Origin of the sequence: Pseudoxanthomonas suwonensis (assembly GCF_010093235.1) — a bacterium.
Classification (GTDB): domain Bacteria; phylum Pseudomonadota; class Gammaproteobacteria; order Xanthomonadales; family Xanthomonadaceae; genus Pseudoxanthomonas; species Pseudoxanthomonas suwonensis.
The window spans coordinates 1-25692 of sequence record NZ_PDWP01000017.1 but is presented as its reverse complement, the minus strand read 5'-3'; the positions used below and the strand labels follow the sequence as shown (position 1 = coordinate 25692).

The 25692-nt window shown below is 71.0% G+C and carries 20 protein-coding genes and 1 other RNA gene; 19 read left to right on the top strand and 2 right to left on the bottom strand.

Annotated elements, in window-relative coordinates:
* Positions 1–4: 4 nt before the first annotated feature.
* Complete coding sequence (locus CSC68_RS09710) at positions 5–1684, bottom strand: penicillin-binding protein activator (protein WP_246193522.1); 1680 nt, start codon at positions 1682–1684, stop codon at positions 5–7.
* Positions 1685–1824: 140 nt separating this feature from the next.
* Between CSC68_RS09710 and rsmI the strand changes: the two genes are divergently transcribed.
* From rsmI to lpxC, 17 genes are all read left to right on the top strand, one after another.
* Positions 1825–2655: a 16S rRNA (cytidine(1402)-2'-O)-methyltransferase gene (rsmI, locus tag CSC68_RS09705; protein ID WP_162203361.1), complete on the top strand. Its 831-nt coding sequence runs from the start codon at positions 1825–1827 to the stop codon at positions 2653–2655.
* 281 nt (positions 2656–2936) lie between these two features.
* Positions 2937–3302: RNase P RNA component class A (gene rnpB, locus CSC68_RS09700), an RNA gene on the top strand.
* Between the two features lie 470 nt (positions 3303–3772).
* On the top strand, positions 3773–4219 hold the full coding sequence (mraZ, locus tag CSC68_RS09695; protein ID WP_162203360.1) for a division/cell wall cluster transcriptional repressor MraZ: 447 nt from the start codon (positions 3773–3775) through the stop codon (positions 4217–4219).
* A gap of 14 nt (positions 4220–4233) precedes the next feature.
* Positions 4234–5208, top strand: coding sequence for a 16S rRNA (cytosine(1402)-N(4))-methyltransferase RsmH (gene rsmH, locus CSC68_RS09690; protein ID WP_162203359.1), 975 nt, complete (start codon positions 4234–4236; stop codon positions 5206–5208).
* Positions 5205–5468: a cell division protein FtsL gene (gene ftsL, locus CSC68_RS09685; protein WP_162203358.1), complete on the top strand. Its 264-nt coding sequence runs from the start codon at positions 5205–5207 to the stop codon at positions 5466–5468. Before rsmH ends, ftsL begins: the two co-directional genes overlap by 4 nt.
* A complete protein-coding gene (locus CSC68_RS09680) occupies positions 5465–7288 on the top strand; it encodes a peptidoglycan D,D-transpeptidase FtsI family protein (protein ID WP_162203357.1) in 1824 nt (607 codons plus the stop codon). The genes ftsL and CSC68_RS09680 overlap by 4 nt, the downstream gene beginning before the upstream one ends.
* Positions 7285–8772 (top strand): UDP-N-acetylmuramoyl-L-alanyl-D-glutamate--2,6-diaminopimelate ligase, encoded by a 1488-nt coding sequence (locus tag CSC68_RS09675; RefSeq protein WP_162203356.1) that lies wholly within the window; start codon positions 7285–7287, stop codon positions 8770–8772. The genes CSC68_RS09680 and CSC68_RS09675 overlap by 4 nt, the downstream gene beginning before the upstream one ends.
* A complete protein-coding gene (locus CSC68_RS09670; protein ID WP_162203355.1) occupies positions 8769–10184 on the top strand; it encodes a UDP-N-acetylmuramoyl-tripeptide--D-alanyl-D-alanine ligase in 1416 nt (471 codons plus the stop codon). Before CSC68_RS09675 ends, CSC68_RS09670 begins: the two co-directional genes overlap by 4 nt.
* Complete coding sequence (gene mraY, locus CSC68_RS09665) at positions 10174–11259, top strand: phospho-N-acetylmuramoyl-pentapeptide-transferase (RefSeq protein WP_162203354.1); 1086 nt, start codon at positions 10174–10176, stop codon at positions 11257–11259. The genes CSC68_RS09670 and mraY overlap by 11 nt, the downstream gene beginning before the upstream one ends.
* The gene (ftsW, locus tag CSC68_RS09660) at positions 11259–12578 is read left to right on the top strand and encodes a putative lipid II flippase FtsW (RefSeq protein WP_162203353.1); all 1320 of its coding nucleotides are present in this window, start codon (positions 11259–11261) and stop codon (positions 12576–12578) included. Before mraY ends, ftsW begins: the two co-directional genes overlap by 1 nt.
* The gene (gene murG, locus CSC68_RS09655; protein WP_162203352.1) at positions 12575–13696 is read left to right on the top strand and encodes an undecaprenyldiphospho-muramoylpentapeptide beta-N-acetylglucosaminyltransferase; all 1122 of its coding nucleotides are present in this window, start codon (positions 12575–12577) and stop codon (positions 13694–13696) included. Before ftsW ends, murG begins: the two co-directional genes overlap by 4 nt.
* Positions 13693–15132 carry a UDP-N-acetylmuramate--L-alanine ligase gene (gene murC, locus CSC68_RS09650; protein ID WP_162203351.1) on the top strand — a complete coding sequence of 480 codons (1440 nt, stop codon included), beginning with the start codon at positions 13693–13695 and terminating at the stop codon, positions 15130–15132. The genes murG and murC overlap by 4 nt, the downstream gene beginning before the upstream one ends.
* The gene (locus CSC68_RS09645; RefSeq protein WP_162203350.1) at positions 15129–16070 is read left to right on the top strand and encodes a D-alanine--D-alanine ligase; all 942 of its coding nucleotides are present in this window, start codon (positions 15129–15131) and stop codon (positions 16068–16070) included. The genes murC and CSC68_RS09645 overlap by 4 nt, the downstream gene beginning before the upstream one ends.
* Positions 16071–16221: 151 nt before the next feature.
* Positions 16222–16998: a cell division protein FtsQ/DivIB gene (locus CSC68_RS09640; RefSeq protein ID WP_162203349.1), complete on the top strand. Its 777-nt coding sequence runs from the start codon at positions 16222–16224 to the stop codon at positions 16996–16998.
* Positions 16995–18230, top strand: a complete 1236-nt coding sequence (gene ftsA, locus CSC68_RS09635; protein ID WP_162203348.1) for a cell division protein FtsA — start codon at positions 16995–16997, stop codon at positions 18228–18230. Before CSC68_RS09640 ends, ftsA begins: the two co-directional genes overlap by 4 nt.
* Positions 18231–18523: 293 nt before the next feature.
* Positions 18524–19768 carry a cell division protein FtsZ gene (ftsZ, locus tag CSC68_RS09630; protein WP_162203347.1) on the top strand — a complete coding sequence of 415 codons (1245 nt, stop codon included), beginning with the start codon at positions 18524–18526 and terminating at the stop codon, positions 19766–19768.
* Positions 19769–20035: 267 nt separating this feature from the next.
* Entirely contained in the window at positions 20036–20947 is a 912-nt protein-coding gene (gene lpxC, locus CSC68_RS09625) for a UDP-3-O-acyl-N-acetylglucosamine deacetylase (protein ID WP_162203346.1), read from the top strand.
* Positions 20948–21234: 287 nt separating this feature from the next.
* On the opposite strand, the gene CSC68_RS09620 is transcribed toward lpxC, so the two are convergent.
* A complete protein-coding gene (locus CSC68_RS09620) occupies positions 21235–21720 on the bottom strand; it encodes a DciA family protein (protein WP_162203345.1) in 486 nt (161 codons plus the stop codon).
* A 9-nt stretch (positions 21721–21729) separates the two neighbouring features.
* Between CSC68_RS09620 and CSC68_RS09615 the strand changes: the two genes are divergently transcribed.
* The gene (locus tag CSC68_RS09615) at positions 21730–22671 is read left to right on the top strand and encodes a M23 family metallopeptidase (RefSeq protein WP_162203344.1); all 942 of its coding nucleotides are present in this window, start codon (positions 21730–21732) and stop codon (positions 22669–22671) included.
* Between the two features lie 204 nt (positions 22672–22875).
* The gene (gene secA / locus CSC68_RS09610; RefSeq protein ID WP_162203343.1) at positions 22876–25608 is read left to right on the top strand and encodes a preprotein translocase subunit SecA; all 2733 of its coding nucleotides are present in this window, start codon (positions 22876–22878) and stop codon (positions 25606–25608) included.
* Positions 25609–25692: the final 84 nt, after the last annotated feature.

Here is a 25692-nt window from a genome sequence, read left to right as displayed (position 1 = left end):
GGCCTCAGTTCCCCAGCGGGATCGGCTGGCCGCCGCTGAAGGTGGCCCATGCCGGCTGGCGTACGACGTTGCCGAAGCCATCCAGGCGCAGGTCGCCGGTGGCGCCGCGCAGCTGGCCGTCGGCGGCGGTCACCAACTGTTCCAGATAGGCGCTGATGCGCCAGGCGTCGTAGCCGAAGGCGAACAGGCGTGCCGCCGGGCCGCGCGCGGTCGGCAGCATCTCCGCCGCGCGCCCGGCGGTGGGCAGGCCGCTGGTGCCACGGGTCGGCCAGGCCTCGGTCGGGTAGACGATGCCGTCGAGCACCGCATCCTCCTCGGCCCTGCCGGTGCCGGAGGCCAGCTGCGACGTACCGATCCGGGTGCGCGAGGCGAACCCGGCCAGGGCCAGCTGCGGCGCCAGCGCCCGCGCCTGCGGGCCGCGGACGGCCAGGAATACCGAGTCGGCGCCGGCGGCAGCGGCTTCCACCAGGGCCGCGGAGAGGTCGCCGGGCTGCTCGCCCACCGACAGGGTGGCGGCGATGCTGCCGCCGCGGTCGGCCAGGCGGTTGCGGAAGGCTTCGACCGTGCGCAGCGCGTTCTCGTCGGTGCCGGCCAGCACCAGCACCCTGCGGCGCTCGCGCGCCAGCAGGTAGTCGGCGGCGGCAAGGCCATCGTCTTCCGGTGCCAGCGAGAACATGGCATGGCCCGGCGGCGGTGCGCTGGCGCCACGGTTCAGGGCGAGGCTGGGCACGTCCAGCGCCGCCTCGCGGAAGACCGCGCCCACCTCGTCGCGGCCCAGCGGGCCGACCACGAAATCGCTGCCTTCGGAGACCGCGCGGGCGTAGGCCGCCTGGGCCCCGGCTGGCGTGCCGGTGGTGTCGTAGAACACGACCTCCGGGCGCTGCCGGGTCTCGCCGTAATAGCCGGCCAGCAGGCCGTCGCGCACCGGAGCCGCGGCGGTGGCCAGCGGGCCGGACAGCGGCAGCAGCACGGCCAGCCGGCGCGGCGGGCGATAGCCATCGGCGGCGGCCGGCGGACGCGAATCGAAGTTCCAGCCCTCGCCGCGGTTGAACGGGCGCGGCAGCGGCAGGCCGCGCTGGACCAGGGCGCGCGCGGCGAAGTTGTAGAGCGGATCGCCTGCGGGCAGGGAGGCCGCGTATGCACCAAGGGTGGTGTTGTCCAGCGAGGCCAGCAGGCGGTCGATCCGGCGGCGGTTGTCCAGGCGGGCCTCGCCGTTCAGGCCGGCGTCGGCACGTGCGCGCGCCGCGGCGGCAGCGCGCGCGTCACCGGTCGCCTCGAGCGCCCCGGCCTGGGCCAGATGCCAGCGCGATTGCAGTGCCGGCGGCAGCGTCGTGGCATCGCCACCGGCGAGGGCGGTCACGGCCTCGGCCGGACGCCCGTCCTCCAGGGCCAGCTCCGCGTTGAGGAGGGCCAGGCGTCCACCGGTGGCGCCGCCGACCCGGCGCGCATCGACCTGGGCCAGCAGGCTGCGCGCGCGTGCCTGGTCGCCGGCCTCGCGCCAGGCGAAGGCGGCGTCGGCTAGGAGCGCGGTGCGGCGGGCCCCGGTCGCGGTGCTGGCCGGGGCCTCCAGCCGGGTCGCGGCTTCCCGCGCCTGGCCGCTTTCCAGCAGGGCGATGGCCGAGGCGTATTCCGGGGGGGGGCCGGCGGTCGTGGCGGCGCTGGCGCAGCCGGCGGCCAGCAGCATGGCCAGGCCCGGGGCCAGCCAGCGCAGGCGGTGGGACGGGGACTTCAGCGGCACGTGGTTCGGCATATCCATCCGTTGGGCCGGAGGCGGGTTCTGAAAGGGCTTAGGATTCTACCTTTCCCCTGCTTCCCGGACCCGTGATGCCCGCCGCCACCCTGCATGTCGTCGCCACGCCCATCGGCAACCTCGGCGACCTTTCGCCGCGGGCGCAGCAGGTGCTGCGCGAAGTGGCGGCGATCTGCGCCGAGGACACCCGCCGCAGCGGCCAGCTGCTGTCGCACTTCGGGATCTCCACGCCGCTGGTCGCGCTGCACGAGCACAACGAGCAGCAGATGGCCGAGCGCCTGGTGGCGCGGCTGCTGGCCGGCGAGTCGCTGGCCCTGGTCAGCGATGCCGGCACGCCCCTGGTCAGCGACCCCGGCTTCCGCCTGGTGCGCGCCGCGCGCGAGGCGGGGGTGAGGGTCAGCCCGGTCCCGGGACCGTCGGCCCTGATCGCCGCGCTGAGCGTGGCCGGCCTGCCCAGCGACCGCTTCGCCTTCGAGGGCTTCCTGCCGGCCAAGGCCAGCGCCCGCCGCGAGCGCCTGGCCGCGCTGGCCGGCGAGCCGCGAACCCTGGTGTTCTACGAGTCCTCGCACCGGATCGAGGAATCCCTGGCCGACCTGCGCCAGGCCTTCGGCGAGGAGCGCCCGGCCGTGCTGGCGCGCGAGCTGACCAAGCTGTTCGAGACGGTGCTCGATGGCACCCTGGCCGACCTGCACCGGCGGGTCCAGGACGATGCCGACCAGCGCAAGGGCGAGTTCGTGCTGGTGGTGCAGGGTGTGGGCGAGGATGCCGACGCGAAGCTGGCCGAAGGTCGCCGCGTCCACGCCATCCTGGCCAGGCAGCTGCCGCCGTCGACCGCCGCCAAGCTGGCCGCCGAGATCACCGGCGCCCCGCGCAAGGCGCTCTACGGCGCCGGCCCCGGGGAGTAAGCCGCGGCTGCGTGCAGGGCTGGAGGAGCGGCCGCAAGTCGCCGGCTCCGGGCGGAGCCGCGGCGCTCCGGAACCGGGTTACCCCGCTGCACGCCCCCCGGCCGGGTACACATATGCATGTACGCCCTTCCTTGCCACCGCTCCGTTCGCCCCAGGCCCCCTTGGTAAGGGGGCCGCCGCGGCAGCGACGGGGGATTGGAGGTGAAGATTCGAGGGGCCCGCGCTTTGCTTCAGCAAAGCGTGGGGTATTCGTACGGCGAAGCCGTAGAATACGTCCCCGCGGAGTCGGCCAGACAGTCGCGTCATGCGCAAGCATGCCGAGGAAAGTCCGGGCTCCACAGGGCACGGTGCCAGGTAACGCCTGGGCGGCGCGAGCCGACGGAAAGTGCAACAGAGAGCAGACCGCCGATGGCCCGGCACGCCGCAAGGCGGGTCGGGATCAGGCAAGGGTGAAACGGTGCGGTAAGAGCGCACCGCGAGCCTGGCAACAGGCCGGCACGGCAAACCCCACCGGGAGCAAGACCAAATAGGGAGACCATGCCGCGGCCCGCGGTGTCTCCGGGTAGGTTGCTTGAGCGTCGCGGTGACGCGGCGCCTAGAGGAATGACTGTCCACGACAGAACCCGGCTTACCGGCCGGCTCCGCACCTCATCCAGCAGCCCCCGCCCCCGGCGGGGGCTGTTCTCGTTGGGCCCGCCGTGGCGGTGGGGCGCGCCCGGCCGGCGGTCTGCCCCTGAGACGGCCGCCCAGGCACGGTTGCCATGGGGCGTCGGGCGTGCCGTCCGGGCGCGGTGGGTCGGCAGGCTGCTGCGCCGCGCAAACTTCCGGGGGTCCCGACCGGGGCGTATGTCCGGGCTGGCCGACTGCTACACACCGCGTTAACACGGCCGGCTTCGGGCCGAATCTCAAAATTTGAGACTAAACAGCGACTTGTGGAAAACCCTTGAACTTGTCTGTGAACATCTTCGCAAACCATTGACGCTACAGGCGATTTTTCGTTCCACGGCCTGTTGACAACCCTGTTGGTGGTGCTAAGGTGGGCGCCAGTGGGAAACCTGGGTATTTGGTGGTTTTCCGTGGTGAACAACCTCCCAGCAGCCGATGCGGGTAGTACGACGTGTTCCAGGGCGAGACCGCCATCACAGTGGACGACAAGGGACGGGTGGCCATTCCCACGGCCTACCGTGACCTTGTCGCGCGCGAGTGCGGCAACCGCCTGGTCATCACCTACAACCCCTTCGAAGCCGGCTCCCTCTATCTGTATCCCCATGCCGAATGGGAGCGGGTCCGCGATTCGGTCATCAAGCTGCCCAGCACCCGCCTGGCCCACCGCCAGCTGCAGCTGAAGCTGGTCGGCGCTGCCGCGCCGGTGGAGCTGGACGGCAACGGTCGCATCTCCATCCCGGCCAGCCACCGCAGCGCGGTCGGCATCGAGAAGAAGGCGGTGCTGCTGGGCATGGGCGACAAGTTCGAACTGTGGAGCGAGCAGGCGCACCACGCCCAGATCCGCCGGACCCTGTCCGACGAGGACCTGAGCGAGCACATGCTCGACCTGAGGTTGTGATGGCGGGGGACCGGATGCGGACCGCGCAGCCCGGCCACCCCGCGGACCCGTCGACGCCGGCGGCGCACCTGCCGGTGCTGTTCGCCGAGGTCCTGGATGGTTTGCGCGTGGTGCCCGAGGGGCGCTACCTGGACGGCACCTTCGGCCGCGGCGGGCATGCGCGCGGCGTGCTGGAGCGACTCGGCCCCGGAGGCCGCCTGCTGCTGATGGACAAGGATCCCGAAGCGATCGCGGTGGCCGAGGCCGGTTTCGGCAGCGACCCGCGCGTCTCGATCCGCCGCGGCAGCTTCACCGGCATGGCCGACTGGGACGAGGCGCGCGACCTCGACGGGATCCTGCTCGACCTGGGCGTGTCCTCGCCGCAACTGGACGTGGCCGAGCGCGGCTTTTCCTTCGGCAAGGACGGCCCGCTGGACATGCGCATGGACCCCGACTCGGGCGAGAGCGCCGCCGAGTGGCTGGCGCGTGCGGACGAGCGCGAGATCGCCGACGTGCTGTGGACCTACGGCGAAGAGAGGCAGAGCCGGCGCATCGCCCGCGCGATCGTGGTCGCGCGGGCCCAGCAGCCGATCACCCGTACCGCCCAGCTGGCGAGCCTGATCGCCAGCGTGGTCCCGCGCGGCAAGGACCGCAGCAACCCGGCGACCCGCAGCTTCCAGGCCATCCGCATCCACATCAACCGCGAGCTGGCCGACCTGGAGGCCGGGCTGGATGCGGCGCTGGCCGCGCTGCGCCCGGGCGGCCGCCTGGCGGTGATCAGCTTCCACTCGCTGGAAGACCGCATGGTCAAGCAGTTCATCGCCCGCCATTCCAAGGCGCCGCCGGCCAACCGCCGGTTGCCGGAGGCGAGCGTGTTCGTGCCGGCGCTGGCCGCCCTGGGCGGCGCGATCCGTGCCGGCGCCGAGGAGCTGGAGGCCAACGTGCGCTCGCGCAGCGCGGTGCTGCGCGTGGCCGAGAAGCTGGACGGGCAGGGGAGGCGCGCGGCATGACCCGCTTCCTCGTCGGCATCCTGCTGCTGGCCGTGGTCGCCACCGGGATCGCGGTGGTGTACGAGCGCTACCGCCATCGCCAGCTGTTCGTCGAGCTGACCCGCCTGGAGCGGCAGCGCGACGAGCTCAACATCGAATTCGGCCGCCTGCAGCTGGAGCAGGCGACCTGGGCGCAGGCCAACCGCATCGACCAGGTCGCGCGCGAGCGCCTGGGCATGAAGTTCCCCGATGCGGAAGACATCGTGGTGGTGCGCCCATGAGCGATCGCCGCCCGGTCCGCAACCGCAACCGTGCCCCGTTCAACCTGCGGGGCCGGATGATGCTGGTCGGCGCCGCCCTGGGCCTGTGCTCGGTGGCGCTGGTCGGCCGTGCGGCCTGGGTGCAGCTGGTGGACGCCGAGTTCTACCAGCGCCAGGGCGAGGCGCGCTTCGTGCGCGAGATCCCGATCCCGACCTCGCGTGGCATGATCACCGACCGCAACGGCGAGCCGCTGGCGGTGTCCACGCCGGTGGAGTCGATCTGGGCCAATCCCCAAGAGCTGCTGCGCTACCCGGAGCGCCTGCCGGAACTGGCCAAGGCGCTGGACGTGCCGCTGGACCAGCTCACCACCCGGCTGTCGCAGCGGGCGGACAAGGAGTTCGTCTACCTCAAGCGCCGCATCAACCCCGACCAGGCGCACGCCATCCTCGCCCACAACGTGCCGGGCGTGTTCTCGCAGCGCGAGTTCCGCCGCTTCTACCCGCAGGGCGAGGCGATGGCCCACGTGCTGGGCTTCACCAACATCGACGACCGCGGCCAGGAAGGACTGGAGCTGGCGTTCGACGAATGGCTGCGCGGCAAGCCCGGCGCCAAGCGCGTGATCCGCGACCGCCACGGCCGCATCGTCGAGAACATCGACCTGGTGCGGGCCGCCGAGCCGGGCAAGGACCTGGTGCTGAGCATCGACCGCCGCATCCAGTTCCTGGTCTACCGCGAACTGCGCAACGCGCTGGAGAAGCACAAGGCCGCCAGTGGCTCGGCGGTGGTCCTGGACGTGGCCACCGGCGAAGTGCTGGCGATGGTCAACCTGCCCAGCTACAACCCCAATGCGGTCACCGGGGGCAACCCGGACAGCCGCCGCAACCGCGTGGTGACCGACCTGATCGAGCCTGGCTCGACCATGAAGCCGATCACCGCCGCGGCCGCCCTGAGCGCGGGCAAGGTCCACGCCGCCACCAAGTTCGACACCAGCCCCGGCTACATGGGCCTGGGCCGCTTCACCATCCGCGACCACCGCAACTACGGCGTGCTGGACGTCACCGGCATCATCACCAAGAGCTCGAACCTCGGCGCGGTGATGCTGGCGCAGCCGCTGGACGACCAGTATTTCTACGACTTCATCCGCGGCTTCGGCTTCGGCAGCCCGCCGCGCAGCGGCTTCCCGGGCGAGGCCGCCGGCGTGCTGCGTCCACCGGCGCGCTGGGACGGGCTGACCAAGGCCACGATGTCCTACGGCTATGGCCTGTCGGTCACGCCGTTGCAGATCGCCCAGGCGTACGCGGCGCTGGGCAACCATGGGCGCCTGACCCCTCCGACCTTCGTCAAGGGCCAGATCAACGAGTCGCGCCAGGTGGTCGCCCCGGAGATCGCCGACCAGGTGGTGCGGATGATGCAGACGGTGACCGAGCCGGGCGGCACCGCCACCCAGGCCGCGATCCTCGGCTACCACGTCGCCGGCAAGACCGGCACCGCGCGCCAGGCCTCCGCGGGCGGCTATTCGCGCCGCTACACCACGACCTTCGCCGGCCTGGTGCCGGCGTCCAACCCGCGCTTCGCCACCGTGGTGGTGGTCAACGATCCGCAGGCCGGGTCCTACTACGCGGGCCTGGTGTCCGGCCCGGTGTTCCGCGCGGTTATGGAAGACGCGCTGCGGGTGATGGACGTGCCGCCGGACGACATCGACACCTGGCTGGCCGCGCAGGCCAAGGGCGAAGCCAAGCGCAATGCCGCGCTGGCGCCATTGCCGGAGGCGATCGACGATCCCGGCGCCGAGGATCCCACCCTGCCGCCGGCGATGTCCGGCGTGGGAGGGCTCCCATGAGCCGGTCGATGCCGCTGTCGCGCCTGCTGCCCGACGTCGCGCTGCCGCGCGACCTCGTCGTTTCCGGGCTGGTGATGGACAGCCGCCAGGTGCAGCCGGGCGATGCCTTCGTGGCGATCGCCGGGTTCGGTACCCATGGCCTGGCATTCGCCGCGCAGGCGCTCCAGGCCGGTGCGGCCGCGGTCCTGTTCGAGCCGCCGGCGCCGGCCGAGTACCCGGCGCCCGCCGGGGCGATCGCCGTGCCAGGCCTGCGCTCGCGCCTGGGCGCGATGGGCGACCTGTTCCACGGCCACCCCTCGCACGCCATGACGATGGTCGGGGTCACCGGCACCAACGGCAAGACCTCGACCGTCCAGCTGCTGGCCCAGGCCTGGCACCAGCGGGGCCTGCGCGCCGGCAGCATCGGCACGCTCGGCGCGGGCCTGCATGGCGAGGTGCGCCCGACCGGTTTCACCACGCCGCTGGTGCTGCCGATGCACGCGCTGCTGGGCCAGCTGCGCGACGCCGGCGCCGAGGCGGTGGCCATGGAGGTCAGCTCGCATGCTCTGGACCAGGGGCGTGTCGACGGCGTGCACTACGACGTCGGCGTGTTCACCAACCTCACCCGCGACCACCTCGACTACCACGGCGACATGGCCACCTATGGCGAGGCCAAGTCGAAGCTGTTCTTCCGCGACGGCCTCAGGGCCGCGGTGCTGAACCTGGACGACGACTACGTCCAGGCGCTTGCGGCGCGGATCCCGGCGGGCGTGCGCGTGGTCGGGGTCAGTTCCCGCGGCCGCGCCGGCGCGACCCTGCAGGCGCGCGCGCTGCAGTTCGACGCGCGCGGCATCTCCTTCGAGCTGTGGGATGGCAGCGAGGCCCACCCGGTGCGTTCGCCGCTGCTGGGCCGCTTCAACGTCGACAACCTGCTGGCCGTAGCTGGCGTCCTGCATGCGCTGGGCGACAGCGCGTCCTGCGTGGCCGCCACGCTGTCGCGGTTGCAGCCCGTGGCCGGGCGCATGAACCGCCTTGGTGGCGACGGCGTGCGTCCGCTGGTGGTGGTCGACTACGCCCACACCCCCGACGCGCTGGAACAGGCGCTGGCCAGCCTGCGCGCCCATGCCGGCGCGCGGCTGACCTGCGTGTTCGGCTGCGGCGGCGAGCGCGATCGCGGCAAGCGCCCGATGATGGCGCGCATCGCCGAGGCGCACGCCGACCAGGTGGTCGTCACCGACGACAACCCGCGCGGCGAGGATGGCGACGCGATCGTCGCCGGGATCATGGCCGGCTTCGCCGCGCCCGAAGCGGTGCAGGTGGAGCGCGACCGCGCGCTGGCCATCGCCCGCGCCATCGCCCGCTCCGGCGCGCAGGACGTGGTCCTGGTCGCCGGCAAGGGGCATGAGCCCTACCAGGAGATTGCCGGAGTGCGGCATCCATTCGACGACACCGAGGTGGCGCGCGCCGCCCTGGATGCGTGGAGCCCGGCGGAGGTGCAGGCATGAAGCGCACCCCGCTGTCGCTGATCGCGCACTGGGCCGGCGGCGAGCTGCACGGCCAGGACGTGGCGGTGGACGCCATCGCCCACGATACCCGCGCGCTGTCTTCCGGCAGCCTGTACCTGGCCCTGCGCGGCGAGCGCTTCGACGGCCACGACTTCGCCGCCGACGCGCTGGCGCGCGGAGCGGTCGCGCTGCTGGTCGAGCGCCTGCTGGACCTGGATGCGCCGCAGGTACTGGTGGAAAGCAGCGAGCTTGCCCTGGCGCGGATCGCCGCCGGCATGCAGCGCGGCCGCGACGCGAAGGTGGTGGCCATCACCGGCAGCAACGGCAAGACCAGCGTGAAGACCCTGGTGCTGTCGGTGCTCCGGCAGGCCGGCCATGCCTACGCCAACCCGGGCAACCGCAACAACGAGATCGGCCTGCCGCTGGCGGTGATCGATGCCCCGGAGGATGCGGATTTCGCCATCTACGAGATGGGCGCCGGCAAGCCGGGCGACATCGCCTACCTGACCGACGTCGCCCGTCCGGACGTGTCGGTGGTCAACAACATCGCGCCGGCCCACCTGGAGCGGATGGGCGACCTGCTGGGCGTGGCCACGACCAAGGGCGCGATCTACACCGCGCTGCCGGCAGGTGGCACCGCCGTGGTCAATGCCGACGACGCCTTCGGTGCCTGGTTCGAGCAGCAGCTCGTGCGTCCGGCCGAAACCGGACGCCGGCTGCTGCGCTTCGGCCTGGACGCCAGCGCCGAAGTGACCGCGCGCGACGTGCAGGCCGGTGCCGAAGGCAGCCGTTTCGTGCTGGTCACGCCGCAGGGCGAGGCCATGGTCGAGTTGGCGCTGCCGGGTCGCCACAACGTGCGCAACGCGCTGGCTGCGGCCGCGATCGGCCTGGCCTGCGGCGTGCCGCTGGCGGCCATCGCCGAGGGGCTGGCACAGGCGCGTCCGGTCGCAGGCCGCCAGGTCGCGCACGGCCTGCCCGGCGGCGTGGTGCTGGTGGACGACAGCTACAACGCCAATCCCGGCTCGGTGGCAGCGGCGATCGATGCCCTGGCCGGCAGCGGCGACGAGGCCTGGCTGGTGCTGGGCGACATGCGCGAACTGGGCCCGGAGGCCGCGGCGCTGCACGCCGACGCCGGCCTGCGCGCGCGCCAGGCCGGGATCGCCCGGTTGTACGCGCTGGGCGAGCTGAGTGCCCACGCGGCGCGTGCCTTCGGCGACGAAGGCCGGCATTTCGACAGCCACCAGGCGCTCGCGGCGGCCCTCGCCGCGGACCTGGCGGCACGCGCGCCGGCGGATGCGGCCGGCGCCGGGGAGCGGCGCCTGCGGGTGCTGGTGAAAGGGTCGCGCGGCAGCGCGATGGACCGGATCGTGAACGCGCTGCTGGCGCAGGGAGACGCTACGCATGCTGCTTGAACTGGCGCGCTGGCTGCAGGGCCTGGAGAACTTCTTCGGACTGTTCGCCTATCTGACTTTCCGCGGCATCCTGGCTGCGCTGACGGCGCTGTTCCTGTCGCTGTGGCTGGGCCCGGCGGTGATCCGCAAGCTCGGCCAGCTCAAGGGCGGCCAGCCGATCCGCAAGGACGGCCCGCAGTCGCACTTCTCCAAGGCCGGCACCCCGACCATGGGCGGCTCCATGATCCTGATCACCGTCATGCTGGCGGTGCTGATGTGGGGCGACCTGCGCAACAAGTACGTGTGGACCGTGCTGCTGGTGATGCTGGCCTTCGGCGCGATCGGCTGGTACGACGACTGGATCAAGATCGTCAAGCGCGACCCCAACGGCCTGAAGTCGCGCTGGAAGTACCTGCTGCAGTCGATCTTCGGCCTGGCCGCCGGCCTGTACCTGTACCTGTACGCCGACGTGCCGGCGGCGACCACCTTCTACGTGCCGCTGTTCAAGTCGATCGCGCTGCCCCTGGTGGGCATCTCGTTCGTGGCCATCGCCTACTTCTGGATCGTGGGCTTCTCCAACGCGGTCAACCTGACCGACGGCCTGGACGGCCTGGCGATCATGCCCACCGTGCTGGTGGCCGTGGGCCTGGGCGTGTTCGCCTACGCCTCCGGCCACGCCGTGTTCGCCAACTACCTGCAGATCCCGCAGGTGCCGGGCGCCGGCGAGCTGGTGATCATCTGCGCGGCGATCGCCGGCGCGGGCCTGGGCTTCCTCTGGTTCAACACCTATCCGGCGATGGTGTTCATGGGCGACATCGGCGCGCTGGCGCTGGGCGCCGTGCTCGGCACCATCGCGGTGATCGTGCGCCAGGAACTGGTGCTGGTGGTGATGGGCGGCATCTTCGTCATCGAGACCCTGTCGGTGATGATCCAGGTCGCCAGCTTCAAGCTCACCGGCAAGCGCGTGTTCCGGATGGCGCCCATCCACCACCACTTCGAGCTCAAGGGCTGGCCGGAGCCGCGCGTGATCGTGCGTTTCTGGATCATCTCGGTGGTGCTGGTCCTGGTCGGCCTGGCGACGTTGAAGGTGCGCTGATGAACGACCTGTCCCGCCAGGCGACCCGGCTGGAGGCCATCGGAGGCCGCTACGACCCGTGGCTGTGCGGCGCCGCGCTGGCGCTCGGCGCGCTGGGCGTGGTGATGGTCGCCTCGGCCTCGATTGCCATCGCCGAGAACCTGGGGGCGGGGCCGTTCCACTACCTGGTCAGGCACGTGCTGTTCGTGGGCGTCGGCGCCGTGCTGGCGGTACTGGCCATGCGCACCGAGCTGAAGCTGGTGGAGAAGTACAACCAGCAGCTGCTGCTGTGCTGCTTCGTCCTGCTGCTGCTGCCGTGGCTGCCGGGGCTGGGCGTGAGCGTCAACGGCGCGCGCCGCTGGATCAACCTGGGCATCTCGCGCTTCCAGGTGGTCGAGGCGGTGAAGGTCATCTACATCGTGTGGCTGGCCAGCTACCTGGTCCGCTTCCGCGACGAGGTCAACGCCACCTGGCCGGCGATGCTCAAGCCGCTGGGCGTGGCGATCCTGCTGGTGGGCATGCTGCTGGCGCAGCCGGACTTCGGTTCGGCCACCCTGCTGCTGGGCATCACCGCCGGCATGCTGGTACTGGGCGGCGTCAACCTGCCGCGCATGTCCGCGCCCATCCTCGTGCTGCTTCCGGCGCTGGTGGCGATCGCGATCATCGAGCCGTACCGCATGCGCCGCATCACCTCGTTCATGGATCCGTGGCAGGACCAGCTCGGCGCCGGCTACCAGCTGTCCAACGCGCTGATGGCCGTGGGCCGCGGCGAGTGGTTCGGCGTGGGCCTGGGCGCCTCCGTGCAGAAGCTCAACTACCTGCCGGAGGCGCATACCGACTTCATCTTCTCGGTCATCGCCGAGGAGTTGGGCTTCGTCGGCGTGTGCGGCGTCATCGGCCTGTACGTGCTGCTGGTCGGCCGCGCCCTGTACATCGGCATGAAGTGCGTGGAGATGCGCCGCCACTTCGCCGGCTACATCGCCTTCGGCGTCGGCCTGTGGCTGGGCATGCAGAGCTTCGTCTCGATCGGCGTGAACCTGGGCCTGCTGCCGACCAAGGGCCTGACCCTGCCGCTGATTTCCTCCGGCGGCTCCAGCGTGATGATGACCTGCGCGGCGATCGGCCTGCTGCTGCGCGTGTCGTCCGAGCTGGAGCGCGCCGAACGCCAGGTGGCGCGCCTGCGCCCGGACGCGGTCGCGCCGGTGGCCGCCGCCGAGGAGCCGGCGGCACCGTCGCCGGTGGCGGCGCGTCCGGCCGCGGTCCGCACCGCGCCGCGCGCCGCGCCCGCTTCCGGTCGCGGCACCTCGCGCGTGGAACCGACCTTCGGAGGCTTCGCATGAGCCGCGCCGTGCACGAAGACGCCCAGGCGCGCCCGGTCATGCTGATGGCCGGCGGTACCGGCGGCCACATCTTCCCGGCGCTGGCCGTGGCCCATGAGCTGCGCGCCATGGGCGTGCCGGTGGTCTGGCTCGGCGCGGCCGGCGCGATGGAGACCCGCCTGGTCCCGCAGCACGGCATCGAGGTCGACACCCTCCCGGTGGCAGGCGTGCGTGGCAAGGGCGGCGCGACCCTGCTGGCCGCGCCGCTGCGCCTGCTGCGCGCGGTGCGCGCCGCCAGCACGGTGCTGCGCCGCCGCCGTCCGCGCGCGGTGATCGGGTTCGGCGGCTTCGCCTCCGGTCCCGGCGGCCTGGCCGCGCGCCTGGCCGGCATCCCGCTGCTGGTGCACGAGCAGAACCGTGCGCCCGGCATGACCAACCGCGTGCTGGCCCGCCTGGCCCGACGCACCCTGTCCGGCTTCCCCGGCGCGTTCGCGCGCGAGGAAGTGGTGGGCAACCCCGTGCGCGAGGTGATCGCCGCGCTGCCGGAGCCGCAGCAGCGCCTGGCTGGCCGCAACGGTCCGCTGCGCCTGCTGGTGCTGGGCGGCAGCCAGGGCGCGCGTGCGCTCAACGAGGCGGTGCCGGTGGCGCTGGCGGCGCTGGCCGACGTGGCCATCGAAGTGCGCCACCAGTGCGGCGAGCGCCTGCACGAGGAAGCCCGCGCCGCATATGCGGCCGCCGGCGTGCAGGCGAGCGTGGAGCCGTTCATCGCCGACATGGCGGCGGCCTATGCCTGGGCCGACCTGGTGGTATGCCGTTCCGGCGCATCGACCCTGGCCGAACTCTGCGCCGCCGGCGTCGGCAGCGTGCTGGTGCCGTTCGCGGCCGCGGTGGACGACCACCAGACCCGCAACGCCGAATACCTGGTCGAACACGGCGCCGCGCTGTTGTTCCAGCAGGGCGAGGGCCTGGCCGGGAAGCTGGAGCAGGCGCTGCGCGGACTGGCCGCCGATCCGCAGCGTCGCCTGGCAATGGCCGTGGCCGCGCGTGGCCTGGCGCGCCCGGATGCCGCCCGCCACATCGCCGGGATCGTCCTCGACGAAGCCCTTCCTTCCCCCGATTCCCCTGGAGTTTCCCCATGATCCGCCGCCTCCACGACACCGACAACCTGGTGCGTGCGTTCCCGCGCGTGCACTTCGTCGGCATCGGCGGCACCGGCATGAGCGGCATCGCCGAAGTCATGCTGACGCTGGGCTACGAAGTGTCCGGTTCGGACGCCGCCGAGAACGCCGCCACCCGTCGCCTGGCCAGCCTGGGGGCGCGCATCGTACGCGGCCACTCGGCCGCCAACGTGCTGGGCACCGACTGCGTGGTGGTGTCCTCCGCCATCCGCGAGGACAACCCCGAGCTGATGGAAGCGCGCAGCCAGCGCATCCCGGTGGTGCCGCGCGCGGCCATGCTGGCCGAGCTGATGCGCTTCCGCCGCGGCATCGCCGTCGCCGGTACCCACGGCAAGACCACCACCACCTCGCTGACCGCGGCGGTGCTCAGCGAAGGCGCGCTGGACCCGACCTTCGTGATCGGTGGCCAGCTGCTGGCCGCCGGTGCCAACGCCAAGCTCGGCGGCGGCCAGTGGCTGGTGGCCGAGGCCGACGAGAGCGACGGCAGCTTCCTGCGCCTGAACCCGCTGATCGCGGTGATCACCAACATCGATGCCGACCACCTGGAGAACTACGGCGGCGATTTCGCGCGCCTGCGCTCGGCCTTCGCCGAGCTGCTGCAGCGCCTGCCGTTCTACGGCCTGGCGGTGCTGTGCATCGACGACCCGGAGGTCGCCGGCCTGGCCGCGGAGACCCCGCGCCACGTGATGACCTCCGGCACCGCCGAGAACGCCGACGTGCGCGCCGAGGACATCGTCCAGGAAGGCGCGCGCATGCGTTTCACCCTGCGCCTGCCCGAGGGCGCCAGCGTGCCCGTGACCCTGGCCCTGCCGGGCCGGCACAACGTGCTCAACGCGCTGGCTGCCGCCGCTGTGGGCTGGCAGCTGGGCGTGGCGCCGCAGGCGATCGCCGCGGCGCTGGAGAAGTTCGCCGGCATCGGCCGCCGCTTCAACGACCTGGGCGAGGTCGCCACTGCCGCCGGTGCCAGGGTGCGGGTGGTCGACGACTACGGCCACCATCCGCGCGAGCTGGCCGCAGTGTTCGCCGCCGCCCGCGGCGGCTGGCCGGACAAGCGCCTGGTGGTGGCGTTCCAGCCGCATCGCTACACCCGTACCCGCGACCAGTTCGATGCCTTCGCCGCGGTGCTGTCCGAGGCCGATGCGCTGGTGCTCAGCGAGGTCTATCCGGCCGGCGAGCAGCCGATCCCCGGTGCCGACTCGCGCGCCCTGGCGCGTGCGATCCGCGCCCGCGGCCGCAGCGAGCCGGTGGTGGTCGGGCGCGCGGCCGAGCTGCGCGAAGTCCTGCCGGACGTGCTCCAGGACGGCGACCTGCTGCTGATGATGGGTGCCGGCGACATCGGCTACATCGCCCAGCAGGTGGCGGCCGAGGGCTTCATCGGCAAGGAGGGCAAGGCATGAGCGCGATCGCCCTGCCGCCGCCGCGCTTTGCCGACCCGGCCGTGTTCGGCCGCGTCGCGGTACTGATGGGCGGCACCAGCTCCGAGCGCGAGGTCTCGCTGAATTCCGGCAGCAACGTGCTGGAGGCGCTGCGCGCGCGTGGCATCGACGCCCAGCCGGTGGACGGCATCCCCGCGCTGGTGGAGTCGCTGGCGCAGAAGCGCTTCGATCGCGTCTTCAACATCCTGCACGGCGGCGACGGCGAGAACGGCGTGGTCCAGGGCCTGCTGCAGGGCCTGGGCGTGCCGTACACCGGTCCCGGCGTGCTGGGCAGCGCGCTGACCATGGACAAGATCCGCACCAAGCTGTTGTGGATCGCCGCCGGCCTGCCGACCGCGCGCTTCGTGCGCATTCCCCCCGGCGGCGACCTGGCCGCCGCGGTTCGCGAGCTGGGCCTGCCGGTGTTCGTGAAGCCTTCCTGCGAGGGCTCCAGCGTCGGCGTGTTCCCGATCCGCTCGGAAGAAGAGCTGGCGCCGGCGCTGGAATTCGCGGCCGGCTACGAGGGCGAGCTGCTGGCCGAGCAGATGCTGACCGGTGGCGAGTACACCGTGGGCATCCTCGGCGAGGTGGCCCTGCCCAGCATCCGCATCGTCCCGGCCTCGGGCTGGTACGACTACCACGCCAAGTACATCGCCGAGGACACCCAGTACCTGTGCCCCGGGGTGGAAGGCGCGGAGGAGGACGAGATCCGCGCCCTGGCCCTGGCCGGCTTCCGTGCCGCCGGCTGCTCCGGCTGGGGCCGCGTGGACGTCATGCGCCACGCCGACGGCCGCTTCATGCTGATGGAGGTCAACACCGCGCCGGGCATGACCAGCCACTCGCTGGTCCCCAAGGCCGCCGCCCAGCTGGGCATCGGTTTCGAGGAACTGTGCTGGCGGATCCTGGAGCAGACGGTATGAAAAAGCCGGGATTCGTGATTTGTGATCTGGGATTCGTCAAGGCGGAGCTGCCGCGGGCTGGACGTCGGCTGGACGTCGTGCGCGTTGGCCTTGCTTTCCCGAATCACCAATCACCCATCACGAATCACCCGGCAGCCCGGAGGGCCGCCGCATGAACGCGCTGCTGCGCCTCTCCGCCTGGCTCCTGGCACTGGCGCTCGTCGCCCTGCCGGTGGTCGCCGTGCTCAACGGCTGGGTCGGCGCCGAGCGCTGGCCGTTGTCGCGCCTGCGCGTGACCGGCCAGTTCGAGCGCGTCCAGGCCGAGCAGCTGCGTGCAGCGGTGGCGCCGTATGCGCGCGCCGGCTACTTCGCGGTCAGGCTGGAGGATGCGCAGCGTGCGGTCGAGCGGCTGCCCTGGGTCGAAAGCGCCCATGTCGGCAAGCATTGGCCGGACGTGCTGGAAGTGAGCGTGGTCGAGCACCGTCCGTTCGCGCACTGGGGCGAGGACCGCATGCTTTCCGAGCGCGGCCGCCTGTTCCTGCGTCCGGCCGAGCTGGCCGGGGCGCGCCTGCCGCACCTGGATGGTCCGGATGCGCGTACCGCCGACGTGGTCGAGGTCTACAACGAAAGCCAGGCGCTGTTCACGCCGCTGGGCTTCCACGTGACCCACGTGGCGCTGGACGCGCGCGGCAGCTGGTCGCTGGTCCTGGACAGCGGGCTGGAGGTGCTGGTCGGCCGCGACGACGCGCGCGCGCGCCTGCAGCGCTTCACCCGCGTGCTGCCGCAGCTGCTGGCGCACCAGGCGCGCCCGCTGGAGCGCGCCGACCTCCGCTACACCAACGGCTTCACCCTGGCATGGGGGCAGCCGCGCACCTCTTCCAATCCTCCTTCTGCGCTTCCCACGGCCCTGGCCGCAAGGACGCAGGCAGCACAGGCGAGCAGTACATGAACCGCAAAGGCGACAAGTCCCTCATCGTCGGTCTCGACATCGGCACCTCCAAGGTGGTGGCGCTGGTGGGCGAGTACTCGCCGGGCAACCCGATCGAGGTCATCGGCATCGGTTCGCATGAGTCGCGCGGGCTCAAGCGCGGCGTGGTGGTGGACATCGAGTCCACCGTGCAGTCGATCCAGCGCGCGGTCGAGGAGGCCGAGCTGATGGCCGGCTGCGAGATCCGCTCGGTGTACGCCTCGATCTCGGGCAACCACGTGCAGTGCAAGAACTCGCCGGGCATCGTCCCGATCCGCGAAGGCGAGGTGACCTGGCAGGACCTGGACCGGGTCCTGGACGCGGCCAAGGCGGTGGCGATCCCGGCCGACCAGCGCATCCTGCACGCGATCCCGCGCGAGTACGTGCTGGACGACTCGCAGGAAGGCATCCGCAATCCGGTGGGCATGACCGGCGTGCGCCTGGAGGTGCATGCGCACCTGGTCACCTGCGCGCAGTCGGCGGCGCAGAACATCACCAAGTGCGTGCAGCGCTGCGGCCTGCAGGTGGACGACCTGATCCTGTCCTCCCTGGGTTCCTCCGTGGCGGTGCTGACCGCCGACGAGCGCGAGCTGGGCGTGGTCCTGGTCGACATGGGCGCCGGCACCACCGACATCGCGGTGTTCGTGCAGGGCGCGATCTGCCACACCGCCTCGCTGCCGATCGCCGGCGACCACGTCACCAACGACATCGCGCACATGCTGCGCACGCCGACGCCGGAGGCCGAGCAGATCAAGGGGCGCTACGGCTGCGCGCTGGCGCAGCTGGCCACCGCCGAGGAAAGCATCCAGGTGCCCTCGGTCGGCGACCGGCCGCCGCGGCGCATGCCGCGCGCCTCGCTGGCCCAGGCGGTGCAGGGCCGTTACGAGGAGATCTTCGAGATGGTCCAGGCCGAGCTGCGCCGCTCCGGTTTCGAGGAGCTGGTGCGTGCGGGCATGGTCCTGACCGGTGGCGCTTCGAAGATGGAAGGCGTGATCGAGCTGGCCGAGGAAATGCTGCAGATGCCGGTGCGCATCGGCATCCCGCAGCACGTCTCCGGCCTGGGCGAGGTGGTGGGCAACCCCGTGCATGCCACCGGCGTGGGCCTGCTGCTGATGGGCAGCCAGATCGAGCATCCGCGGCGGCCCTCGCTGCCCAGCGGGCGCGCCGGCAGCTTCCTGAAGAAGCTGCGCAACTGGTATCGCGGGGAGTTCTAAAGGCCGGGATTCGGGATTGGTGATTCGTGATTGGTAACAGCGCGGATTGCCGGTTGTGGCAGGGAATCACGGCCCGGTGGGTTTGGAAGCGGAGCGGAAGAAGTACGGCAGGAAGGCGGAAGGGAAGGCAGAAGGCAACTGGCAGCAACTGGCAGTAACGGGCGCGGCGGGTCGGCGGATGCAGACCAGCCACGCGGACAAAAAACCAAGAAGAACGCCGGAGAGGCGAGGGCGGATTCATCGAATTACGAATCCCGAATCACCAATCACGGCTCCAAAAGAGGACAACGGACATGGCATGCTTTGAACTGATCGAGAAGATGGCTCCAAACGCGGTGATCAAGGTCATCGGCGTCGGCGGCGGCGGCGGCAACGCGGTCGCGCACATGGTCAACAGCAGCGTCGACGGCGTTGAGTTCATCATCGCCAACACCGACTCGCAGGCGATCAAGAACTGTGGCGCCAAGCTGCAGCTGCAGCTCGGCGGCAACGTCACCAAGGGCCTGGGCGCCGGCGCCAACCCGGAAGTGGGCCGCCAGGCGGCGCTCGAGGACCGCGAGCAGATCATCGCCGCGCTGGAAGGCGCGGACATGGTGTTCATCACCGCCGGCATGGGCGGCGGCACCGGCACCGGCGCCGCGCCGGTCGTGGCCCAGCTGGCCAAGGAGATGGGCATCCTGACCGTGGCCGTGGTCACCAAGCCGTTCCCGTTCGAGGGCCGCCGCCGCATGCAGGTCGCGCTCAAGGGCATCGAGGAGCTGAGCCAGCACTGCGACTCGCTGATCACCATCCCCAACGAGAAGCTGATCACCGTGCTCGGCCGCAACGCCACCATGGTGCAGGCGTTCCGCGCCGCCAACGACGTGCTGCAGGGCGCGGTGCAGGGCATCGCCGACCTGATCGTGCGCCCGGGCCTGATCAACGTCGACTTCGCCGACGTCCGCACCGTCATGTCCGAGATGGGCCTGGCGATGATGGGCACCGGTTCGGCCCGCGGCGACGACCGCGCCCAGGCCGCCGCCGAGGCCGCCATCCAGAACCCGCTGCTGGACGACGTCAACCTGGCCGGCGCCAACGGCATCCTGGTCAACATCACCGCCGGCCCGGACTTCACCATGGCCGAGTTCGACGAGATCGGCCGTTCGATCGAGGCCTTCGCCTCCGAGGACGCGACCGTGGTGGTCGGCACCGTGCTGGATCCGGACATGCAGGACGAGGTGCGCGTGACCGTCGTCGCCACCGGCCTGAACCGCGCCGTCGCCCGCCAGCCGGTCCGCGACCGCGAATACGGGAGCCGCGACATGGGCATGCGCCAGGAAGCGCAGCGTCCGATGCGCGTGGTCCGCGACGGCACCACCGGCCTGCCGATCGACGACGGCTTCAACGCCGACCCGGTCGCCAGCGCGGTGAACGTGCTGGGCCTGCGCCGCTCCGGCAGCGCCGCCGCCCCCAGCGCTCCCGCCAGTGCCCCGGCCGCGGCCGACCTGCCCAGCGACTACCTGGACATCCCGGCCTTCCTGCGCCGCCAGGCCGACTGAGCACCAACCCCCTGGCGGAACGCCATGTCCGCCGGTGGGGGATCGCCCGGTGCCGTCCGTACCGGCATCGCCGGGCGGCGTATGTCCTCTTGCTGCCGGGCCGCAAGGCCCGGCAGGTTTTCGCCCCCGCGGCGGAGGGCATGCGAAAGGTCCCGGAACCCGTGTCCCTGCTGCATCCCGCCGCCGTTGCTCGGCCGGGGTTCATGCGTTCGCGTGCTATTCTCATCGCGTCAAGCGACCACCACCCGACGTCGCAATATTCACCCAATGACCCGGCAGCGCACCCTCAAGAACACGATCCGCGCCACAGGCGTCGGCCTGCACAGCGGCAACAAGGTCTACATGACCCTGCGCCCGGCCCCGGTCGACCATGGCATCGTGTTCCGCCGCATCGACCTGGACCCGGTGGTCGAGGTGCCCGCCGCCGCCAGCCTGGTCACCGAGACCACGCTCTGCACCGGCCTGACCTGCGGCGAGGCCAAGATCCAGACCGTCGAGCACCTGATGTCCGCCGCCGCGGGCCTGGGCGTGGACAACATGATCGTCGAGCTGTCCTCGGCCGAACTGCCGATCATGGACGGGTCCGCCGGCCCGTTCGTGTTCCTGCTGCAGTCCGCCGGCATCGAGGAGCAGGACGCGCCCAAGCGCTTCATCCGCATCCTCAAGGAAATCGAGGTGCGCGAAGGCGACAAGATCGCCCGCTTCTCGCCCTACGACGGCTTCCGCCTGGATTTCACCATCCAGTTCGACCACCCGATGATCCCGGCGCGGCAGTCGCACCACGTGCTGGAGTTCTCGGCCGCCGCCTACATCCGCGAGATTTCCCGCGCGCGCACCTTCGGCTTCATGCGCGACCTGGAGTACATGCGCGACCTCAACCTCGGCCTGGGCGGTTCGATGGACAACGCCATCGTGCTGGACGAGTTCCGGGTGCTGAACGAGGACGGCCTGCGCTACGCGGACGAGTTCGTCCGCCACAAGATCCTCGACGCGATCGGCGACCTGTACCTGGTCGGCGGTCCGGTGCTGGGCGCCTACGAGGGCTACAAGTCCGGCCATGCGCTCAACAACAAACTGGCCCGCGCGCTGATGGCCGATGCCTCGGCCTGGGAGCGGGTCAGCTTCGAGGACGCCGGAACCCCGGCTCCGCTGGCCTACGGCACCGCCGCCCTGGCCTGATCACTGCGCCGCTGCCTGCGGCGCGTTCCCCTGCCGGTCCGATCCGCCGCTTTTCAAGCCGTGGCGGGCAGTTTGCGCTGCCGGATTGCGCCCGGTGCCTGCGTGGGACCGCTTGGTCCCGGCGTCGGATTCCATCCTTTGCACCAGATTGGTGCGTTCACCGCGCCTGCCCCCCGGTGAACCTGATGTCGGAATCTCGACGTGTATAACGACTTTTTAACGAATCGCTAACGACGTGAGCGAAATGTGAGGCTAGGATGCCTCCACCTGCCCGGTTGGTTGCGTTATCAACGACCCGACCGGCGGGGGGCGGTCCTGGATGTGGGGAAACTTCCAGGACCGTCGGGATCTTCCGGAAGGGGATCCCGCAAGGATGCCAATGCGTCGCCCACGGCTTTGAGGGCGGTCGCTGAAACCAAGGGGGACGTTGCCTGCGCCGGTGGCGCATGCAATGGCACGGTGGTCGTTTTGAGGATGACTGCGGTGGGGTTCAGGCCGACGGAACGGGCCGCATCGAGGAGTTCGGCTTCTGCCAGGCGCAGCCGCGCCCGCCAGACCGGCGAATCGGTGACAAAAACGAGTTGTCCGCCGGAAACGTTGGCCAGCCTGCAGTGGGCTGCCGCACCGGGGGGCAGCAGGGGACGCAACTGCTGGTCCAGCGCATCGAGCCAGAGGGCACGACGCAGGGGAGCGCCAGTTTCACCCGCCAGAGCGGCTTCGGCCGCGGGAAGTGGATTGGTTGCCCTGCGGGCGTTGGACTTCAAATCAGGCATACCTAAAGCATGAGCTACAAACTGATCGTAAGGAACCCGCTGCCGGGCCAGAAAGCCGGGCTGTGGGGCCGGATCCAGGCCTGGAGCGCACAGCGGCCGGGCGTCATGGCTGGTGTCCTTCTGGCGGCGGGCGGCCTGGCGGGATTCGGCGCAGGTGCCGGCGTAGGCATGGCCAATGCGTCGCACACCGACATCGAGCTGGCGCGCCAGCAGCAGGAGCTGGAGCAGGTCCGCCGGCAGTCCCAGCAGGAAATCAACGCGCTGGCCGCGCGCCTGGGCGAGCTGCAGGCGCAGGCCAACCGCCTCAACGCCCTGGGCGAGCGGCTGACCGAAGCCGGCCAGCTCGACGACGGCGAGTTCGACTTCCAGGGCACGCCTGGCCAGGGTGGTGCGGAAGTTGCGCGCGACATGCCGAAGGAAGAACTGCTGCAGGGCCTGGACGAGGTCGAGCGCCAGTTTGCCGCCTCCGGCCGTCAGCTCTCGGTGATGGAGGCGCTGCTGTTCGACCTGCAGCTTGAGTCCAACGCCGTGCCTTCGCGCTCGCCGGTGCGCCGCACCTACATCACTTCCAGCTTCGGGCGCCGTGCCGACCCGTTCGGCCGGGGTGGCCAGTTCCACAAGGGCATCGACTTCAACGCCAACGTCGGCGACCCGGTGATGGCGGTGGCCGACGGCGTGGTCAGCTTCGCGGACAACCGCAGTGGTTACGGCAAGACCATCGAGATCGACCACGGCAACGGCTACGTCACCCGCTACGCGCACAACTCGCGCCTGGTGGTGAAGGCCGGCGACCTGGTCCGTGCGGGACAGGAGGTGGCCAAGGCCGGCTCCACCGGACGTTCCACCGGCGCCCACGTGCATTTCGAGGTCTGGGAGAACGGCAAGGTGGTCAACCCCCGCCAGTTCCTCGGCGACAACCGCGCCCCGGGGGCGCGTCGCAGCCGGGGCTGAGCACGCTCCCGGCCGCCAGGGCCCGCCCGCGAGGGCGGGCCTTTTCGTTTCCGGAAACCGCGCCGACGGACGGCGCCGCCGACGCTTGAGTTCGGCCATCGGCGTCCCAAGTTACAATGACCAATTGCCGTGGGCCGGGCTTCGTGCCCCTGCCCAGGGGCGCCCGGAGGCGCCCGCGGCGCTCATTCCCAACCGGCCTTTTCGATGATCAACAAACTGCTCACCCGTGTCTTCGGCAGCCGCAACGAACGGCTCCTGCGCCAGCTGGACCGCATCGTCGCCCGGATCAACGCCCTGGAGCCGGAGATGCAGAAGCTCTCCGACGAAGAGCTGAAGGCCAAGACGCCGGAGTTCCAGAAGCGCATCGCCGACGGGGAGCCGCTGGACAAGATCCTGCCGGAGGCGTTCGCGGTCTGCCGCGAAGCCAGCTCGCGCGTGCTGGGCATGCGCCACTACGACGTCCAGCTGATCGGCGGCATGGTCCTGCACATGGGCAAGATCGCCGAGATGCGCACCGGCGAGGGCAAGACCCTGGTCGGCACCCTGCCGGTGTACCTCAACGCCCTGGAAGGCAAGGGCGTGCACGTGGTCACCGTGAACGACTACCTGGCCCGCCGCGACGCCGCCTGGATGGGCAAGCTGTACAACTGGCTGGGCCTGAGCGTGGGCGTGGTCTACCCGGGCATGCCGCACGCCGACAAGAAGGCGGCCTACGCCGCCGACATCACCTACGGCACCAACAACGAGTTCGGCTTCGACTACCTGCGCGACAACATGGCGCTGTCGAGGAACGACCGTTTCCAGCGCGGCCTGCACTACGCCATCGTCGACGAGGTCGACTCGATCCTGATCGACGAGGCGCGTACCCCGCTGATCATTTCCGGCCCGGCCGACGAGTCGCCGGAGCTGTACATCCGGGTCAACCGGATCGTGCCGCAGCTCAAGCGCCAGGAGGTCGAGGACGGCGTCGGCGACTACTGGGTCGACGAGAAGGGCAAGCAGGTGCACCTGTCCGAGGCGGGCATGGAGCACGCCGAGGAGCTGCTGCGCCGCGCCGGCATCCTCGCCGAGGACGAGAGCCTGTACGGGGCCAACAACCTGTCGGTGGTGCACCACCTCAACGCCGCCCTGCGCGCGCACGCGCTGTTCCAGCGCGACGTGGATTACATCGTGCGCGACGGCGAGGTGGTGATCGTCGACGAGTTCACCGGCCGCACCCTGGCCGGCCGCCGCTGGTCCGACGGCCTGCACCAGGCCGTGGAGGCGAAGGAAGGCGTGCCGGTCCAGCGCGAGAACCAGACGCTGGCGAGCATCACCTTCCAGAACCTGTTCCGCATGTACAAGAAGCTGTCCGGCATGACCGGCACGGCGGACACCGAGGCCTACGAGTTCCAGAGCATCTACGGCCTGGAAGTGGTGGTCATCCCGACCCATCGCCCGGTGCAGCGCATCGACCACCCGGACCAGGTGTTCCTCAACCGCGAGGGCAAGTTCCGCGCGGTGCTGGCCGACATCCAGGACTGCCACAAGCGCGGCCAGCCGGTGCTGGTCGGCACGACCTCGATCGAGACCTCGGAGATGCTGTCCAACTTCCTGCGCAAGGCAGGGGTGGCGCACGAGGTGCTCAACGCCAAGCAGCACGAGCGTGAAGCGCAGATCGTCGCCAACGCCGGCCGCCCCGGCGCGGTGACCATCGCCACCAACATGGCCGGCCGCGGCACCGACATCGTGCTCGGCGGCTCGCTGGAGGCCGAACTGGCCGCGCTGGGCGAGGACGCGGCCGATGCGGAGAAGGAAAAGGTGCGCGCCGCCTGGCGCGAGCGCCACGAGGCGGTCAAGGCCGCCGGCGGCCTGCACATCATCGGCACCGAGCGGCACGAGAGCCGTCGCATCGACAACCAGCTGCGCGGCCGCTCCGGCCGCCAGGGCGATCCGGGCTCGTCCCGCTTCTACCTGTCGCTGGAAGACAACCTCATGCGCATCTTCGCCTCCGACTGGGTGCAGAAGGCCATGCGCATGATGGGCATGAAGGAAGACGACGTCATCGAGGACCGCCTGGTCACCCGCCAGATCGAGAAGGCGCAGCGCAAGGTCGAGGCCCACAACTTCGACATCCGCAAGAACCTGCTGGACTTCGACGACGTCAACAACGACCAGCGCAAGGTGATCTACGCCCAGCGCGACGAGCTGCTGGAAGCCGACTCGGTCAAGGAGAACATCGACGGCATCCTCGGCGACGTGGTCAACGAGATGGTCACCCGCTTCGTGCCGCCGGAGTCGGTGGACGAACAGTGGGACCTGCCGGGCCTGGAAGCCACGCTGGAGTCCGAACTGGGCCTGCGCCTGGACCTGCAGGGCCTGGCGAAGTCCAGCGAGGAACTGGACGCCGAGGGCGTCGAGCGCCACGTGCAGGAAGCGGTCGTCGCCCTGTTCGAGGAAAAGGAGAGGCAGCTCGGCGCCGAGACCATGCGCGCCCTGGAAAAGCACATCATGCTGACCGTGCTCGACCAGAGCTGGAAGGAACACCTGGCGCGCATGGACTACCTGCGCCAGGGCATCCACCTGCGCGGCTACGCGCAGAAGCAGCCCAAGCAGGAATACAAGAAGGAAGCCTTCGAGCTGTTCTCGGAGATGCTGGACAACGTCAAGCGCCAGGTCATCAGCCTGCTGGCGCGGGTCCGCATCCGCAGCGAGGAGGAGGTCGCCGCGCTGGAAGCCCAGGAGCGGGCCCAGGCCGAGGCCAAGCTGCGCCAGGCCCAGTTCCAGCACGCCCGGGAGGAGGGCTACGGCACCGAGGACGAGGTCGCCGGCATCGTTGGCGCCCAGGCCGCCTCGGGCGGTACCGTCGTGCGCGAGGAGCCGAAGGTCGGCCGCAACGACCCGTGCCCCTGCGGCAGCGGCAAGAAGTACAAGCACTGCCACGGCCAGCTGGGCTGAGCCCGGATGTGCGCCGGCCCTTGGGCCGGCGGCGGCAGGACGGACGCCCCCGCAAGGGGGCGTTCGCGTTCGTGGGCGGTAGGC

Excerpts from the sequence above, each read along its gene's own strand:
- CSC68_RS09645 (WP_162203350.1), top strand. The coding sequence starts at position 15,129 with ATGAGCGCGATCGCCCTGCCGCCGCCGCGCTTTGCCGACCCGGCCGTG.
- CSC68_RS09675 (WP_162203356.1), top strand. The coding sequence starts at position 7,285 with ATGAGCCGGTCGATGCCGCTGTCGCGCCTGCTGCCCGACGTCGCGCTG.
- rsmI (WP_162203361.1), top strand. The coding sequence starts at position 1,825 with ATGCCCGCCGCCACCCTGCATGTCGTCGCCACGCCCATCGGCAACCTC.
- secA (WP_162203343.1), top strand. The coding sequence starts at position 22,876 with ATGATCAACAAACTGCTCACCCGTGTCTTCGGCAGCCGCAACGAACGG.
- murG (WP_162203352.1), top strand. The coding sequence starts at position 12,575 with ATGAGCCGCGCCGTGCACGAAGACGCCCAGGCGCGCCCGGTCATGCTG.
- CSC68_RS09615 (WP_162203344.1), top strand. The coding sequence starts at position 21,730 with ATGAGCTACAAACTGATCGTAAGGAACCCGCTGCCGGGCCAGAAAGCC.
- rsmH (WP_162203359.1), top strand. The coding sequence starts at position 4,234 with ATGCGGACCGCGCAGCCCGGCCACCCCGCGGACCCGTCGACGCCGGCG.
- ftsZ (WP_162203347.1), top strand. The coding sequence starts at position 18,524 with ATGGCATGCTTTGAACTGATCGAGAAGATGGCTCCAAACGCGGTGATC.
- ftsW (WP_162203353.1), top strand. The coding sequence starts at position 11,259 with ATGAACGACCTGTCCCGCCAGGCGACCCGGCTGGAGGCCATCGGAGGC.
- CSC68_RS09680 (WP_162203357.1), top strand. The coding sequence starts at position 5,465 with ATGAGCGATCGCCGCCCGGTCCGCAACCGCAACCGTGCCCCGTTCAAC.
- mraY (WP_162203354.1), top strand. The coding sequence starts at position 10,174 with ATGCTGCTTGAACTGGCGCGCTGGCTGCAGGGCCTGGAGAACTTCTTC.
- CSC68_RS09640 (WP_162203349.1), top strand. The coding sequence starts at position 16,222 with ATGAACGCGCTGCTGCGCCTCTCCGCCTGGCTCCTGGCACTGGCGCTC.
- lpxC (WP_162203346.1), top strand. The coding sequence starts at position 20,036 with ATGACCCGGCAGCGCACCCTCAAGAACACGATCCGCGCCACAGGCGTC.
- CSC68_RS09710 (WP_246193522.1), bottom strand. The coding sequence starts at position 1,684 with ATGCTGCTGGCCGCCGGCTGCGCCAGCGCCGCCACGACCGCCGGCCCC.
- ftsL (WP_162203358.1), top strand. The coding sequence starts at position 5,205 with ATGACCCGCTTCCTCGTCGGCATCCTGCTGCTGGCCGTGGTCGCCACC.
- murC (WP_162203351.1), top strand. The coding sequence starts at position 13,693 with ATGATCCGCCGCCTCCACGACACCGACAACCTGGTGCGTGCGTTCCCG.
- CSC68_RS09670 (WP_162203355.1), top strand. The coding sequence starts at position 8,769 with ATGAAGCGCACCCCGCTGTCGCTGATCGCGCACTGGGCCGGCGGCGAG.
- CSC68_RS09620 (WP_162203345.1), bottom strand. The coding sequence starts at position 21,720 with ATGCCTGATTTGAAGTCCAACGCCCGCAGGGCAACCAATCCACTTCCC.
- ftsA (WP_162203348.1), top strand. The coding sequence starts at position 16,995 with ATGAACCGCAAAGGCGACAAGTCCCTCATCGTCGGTCTCGACATCGGC.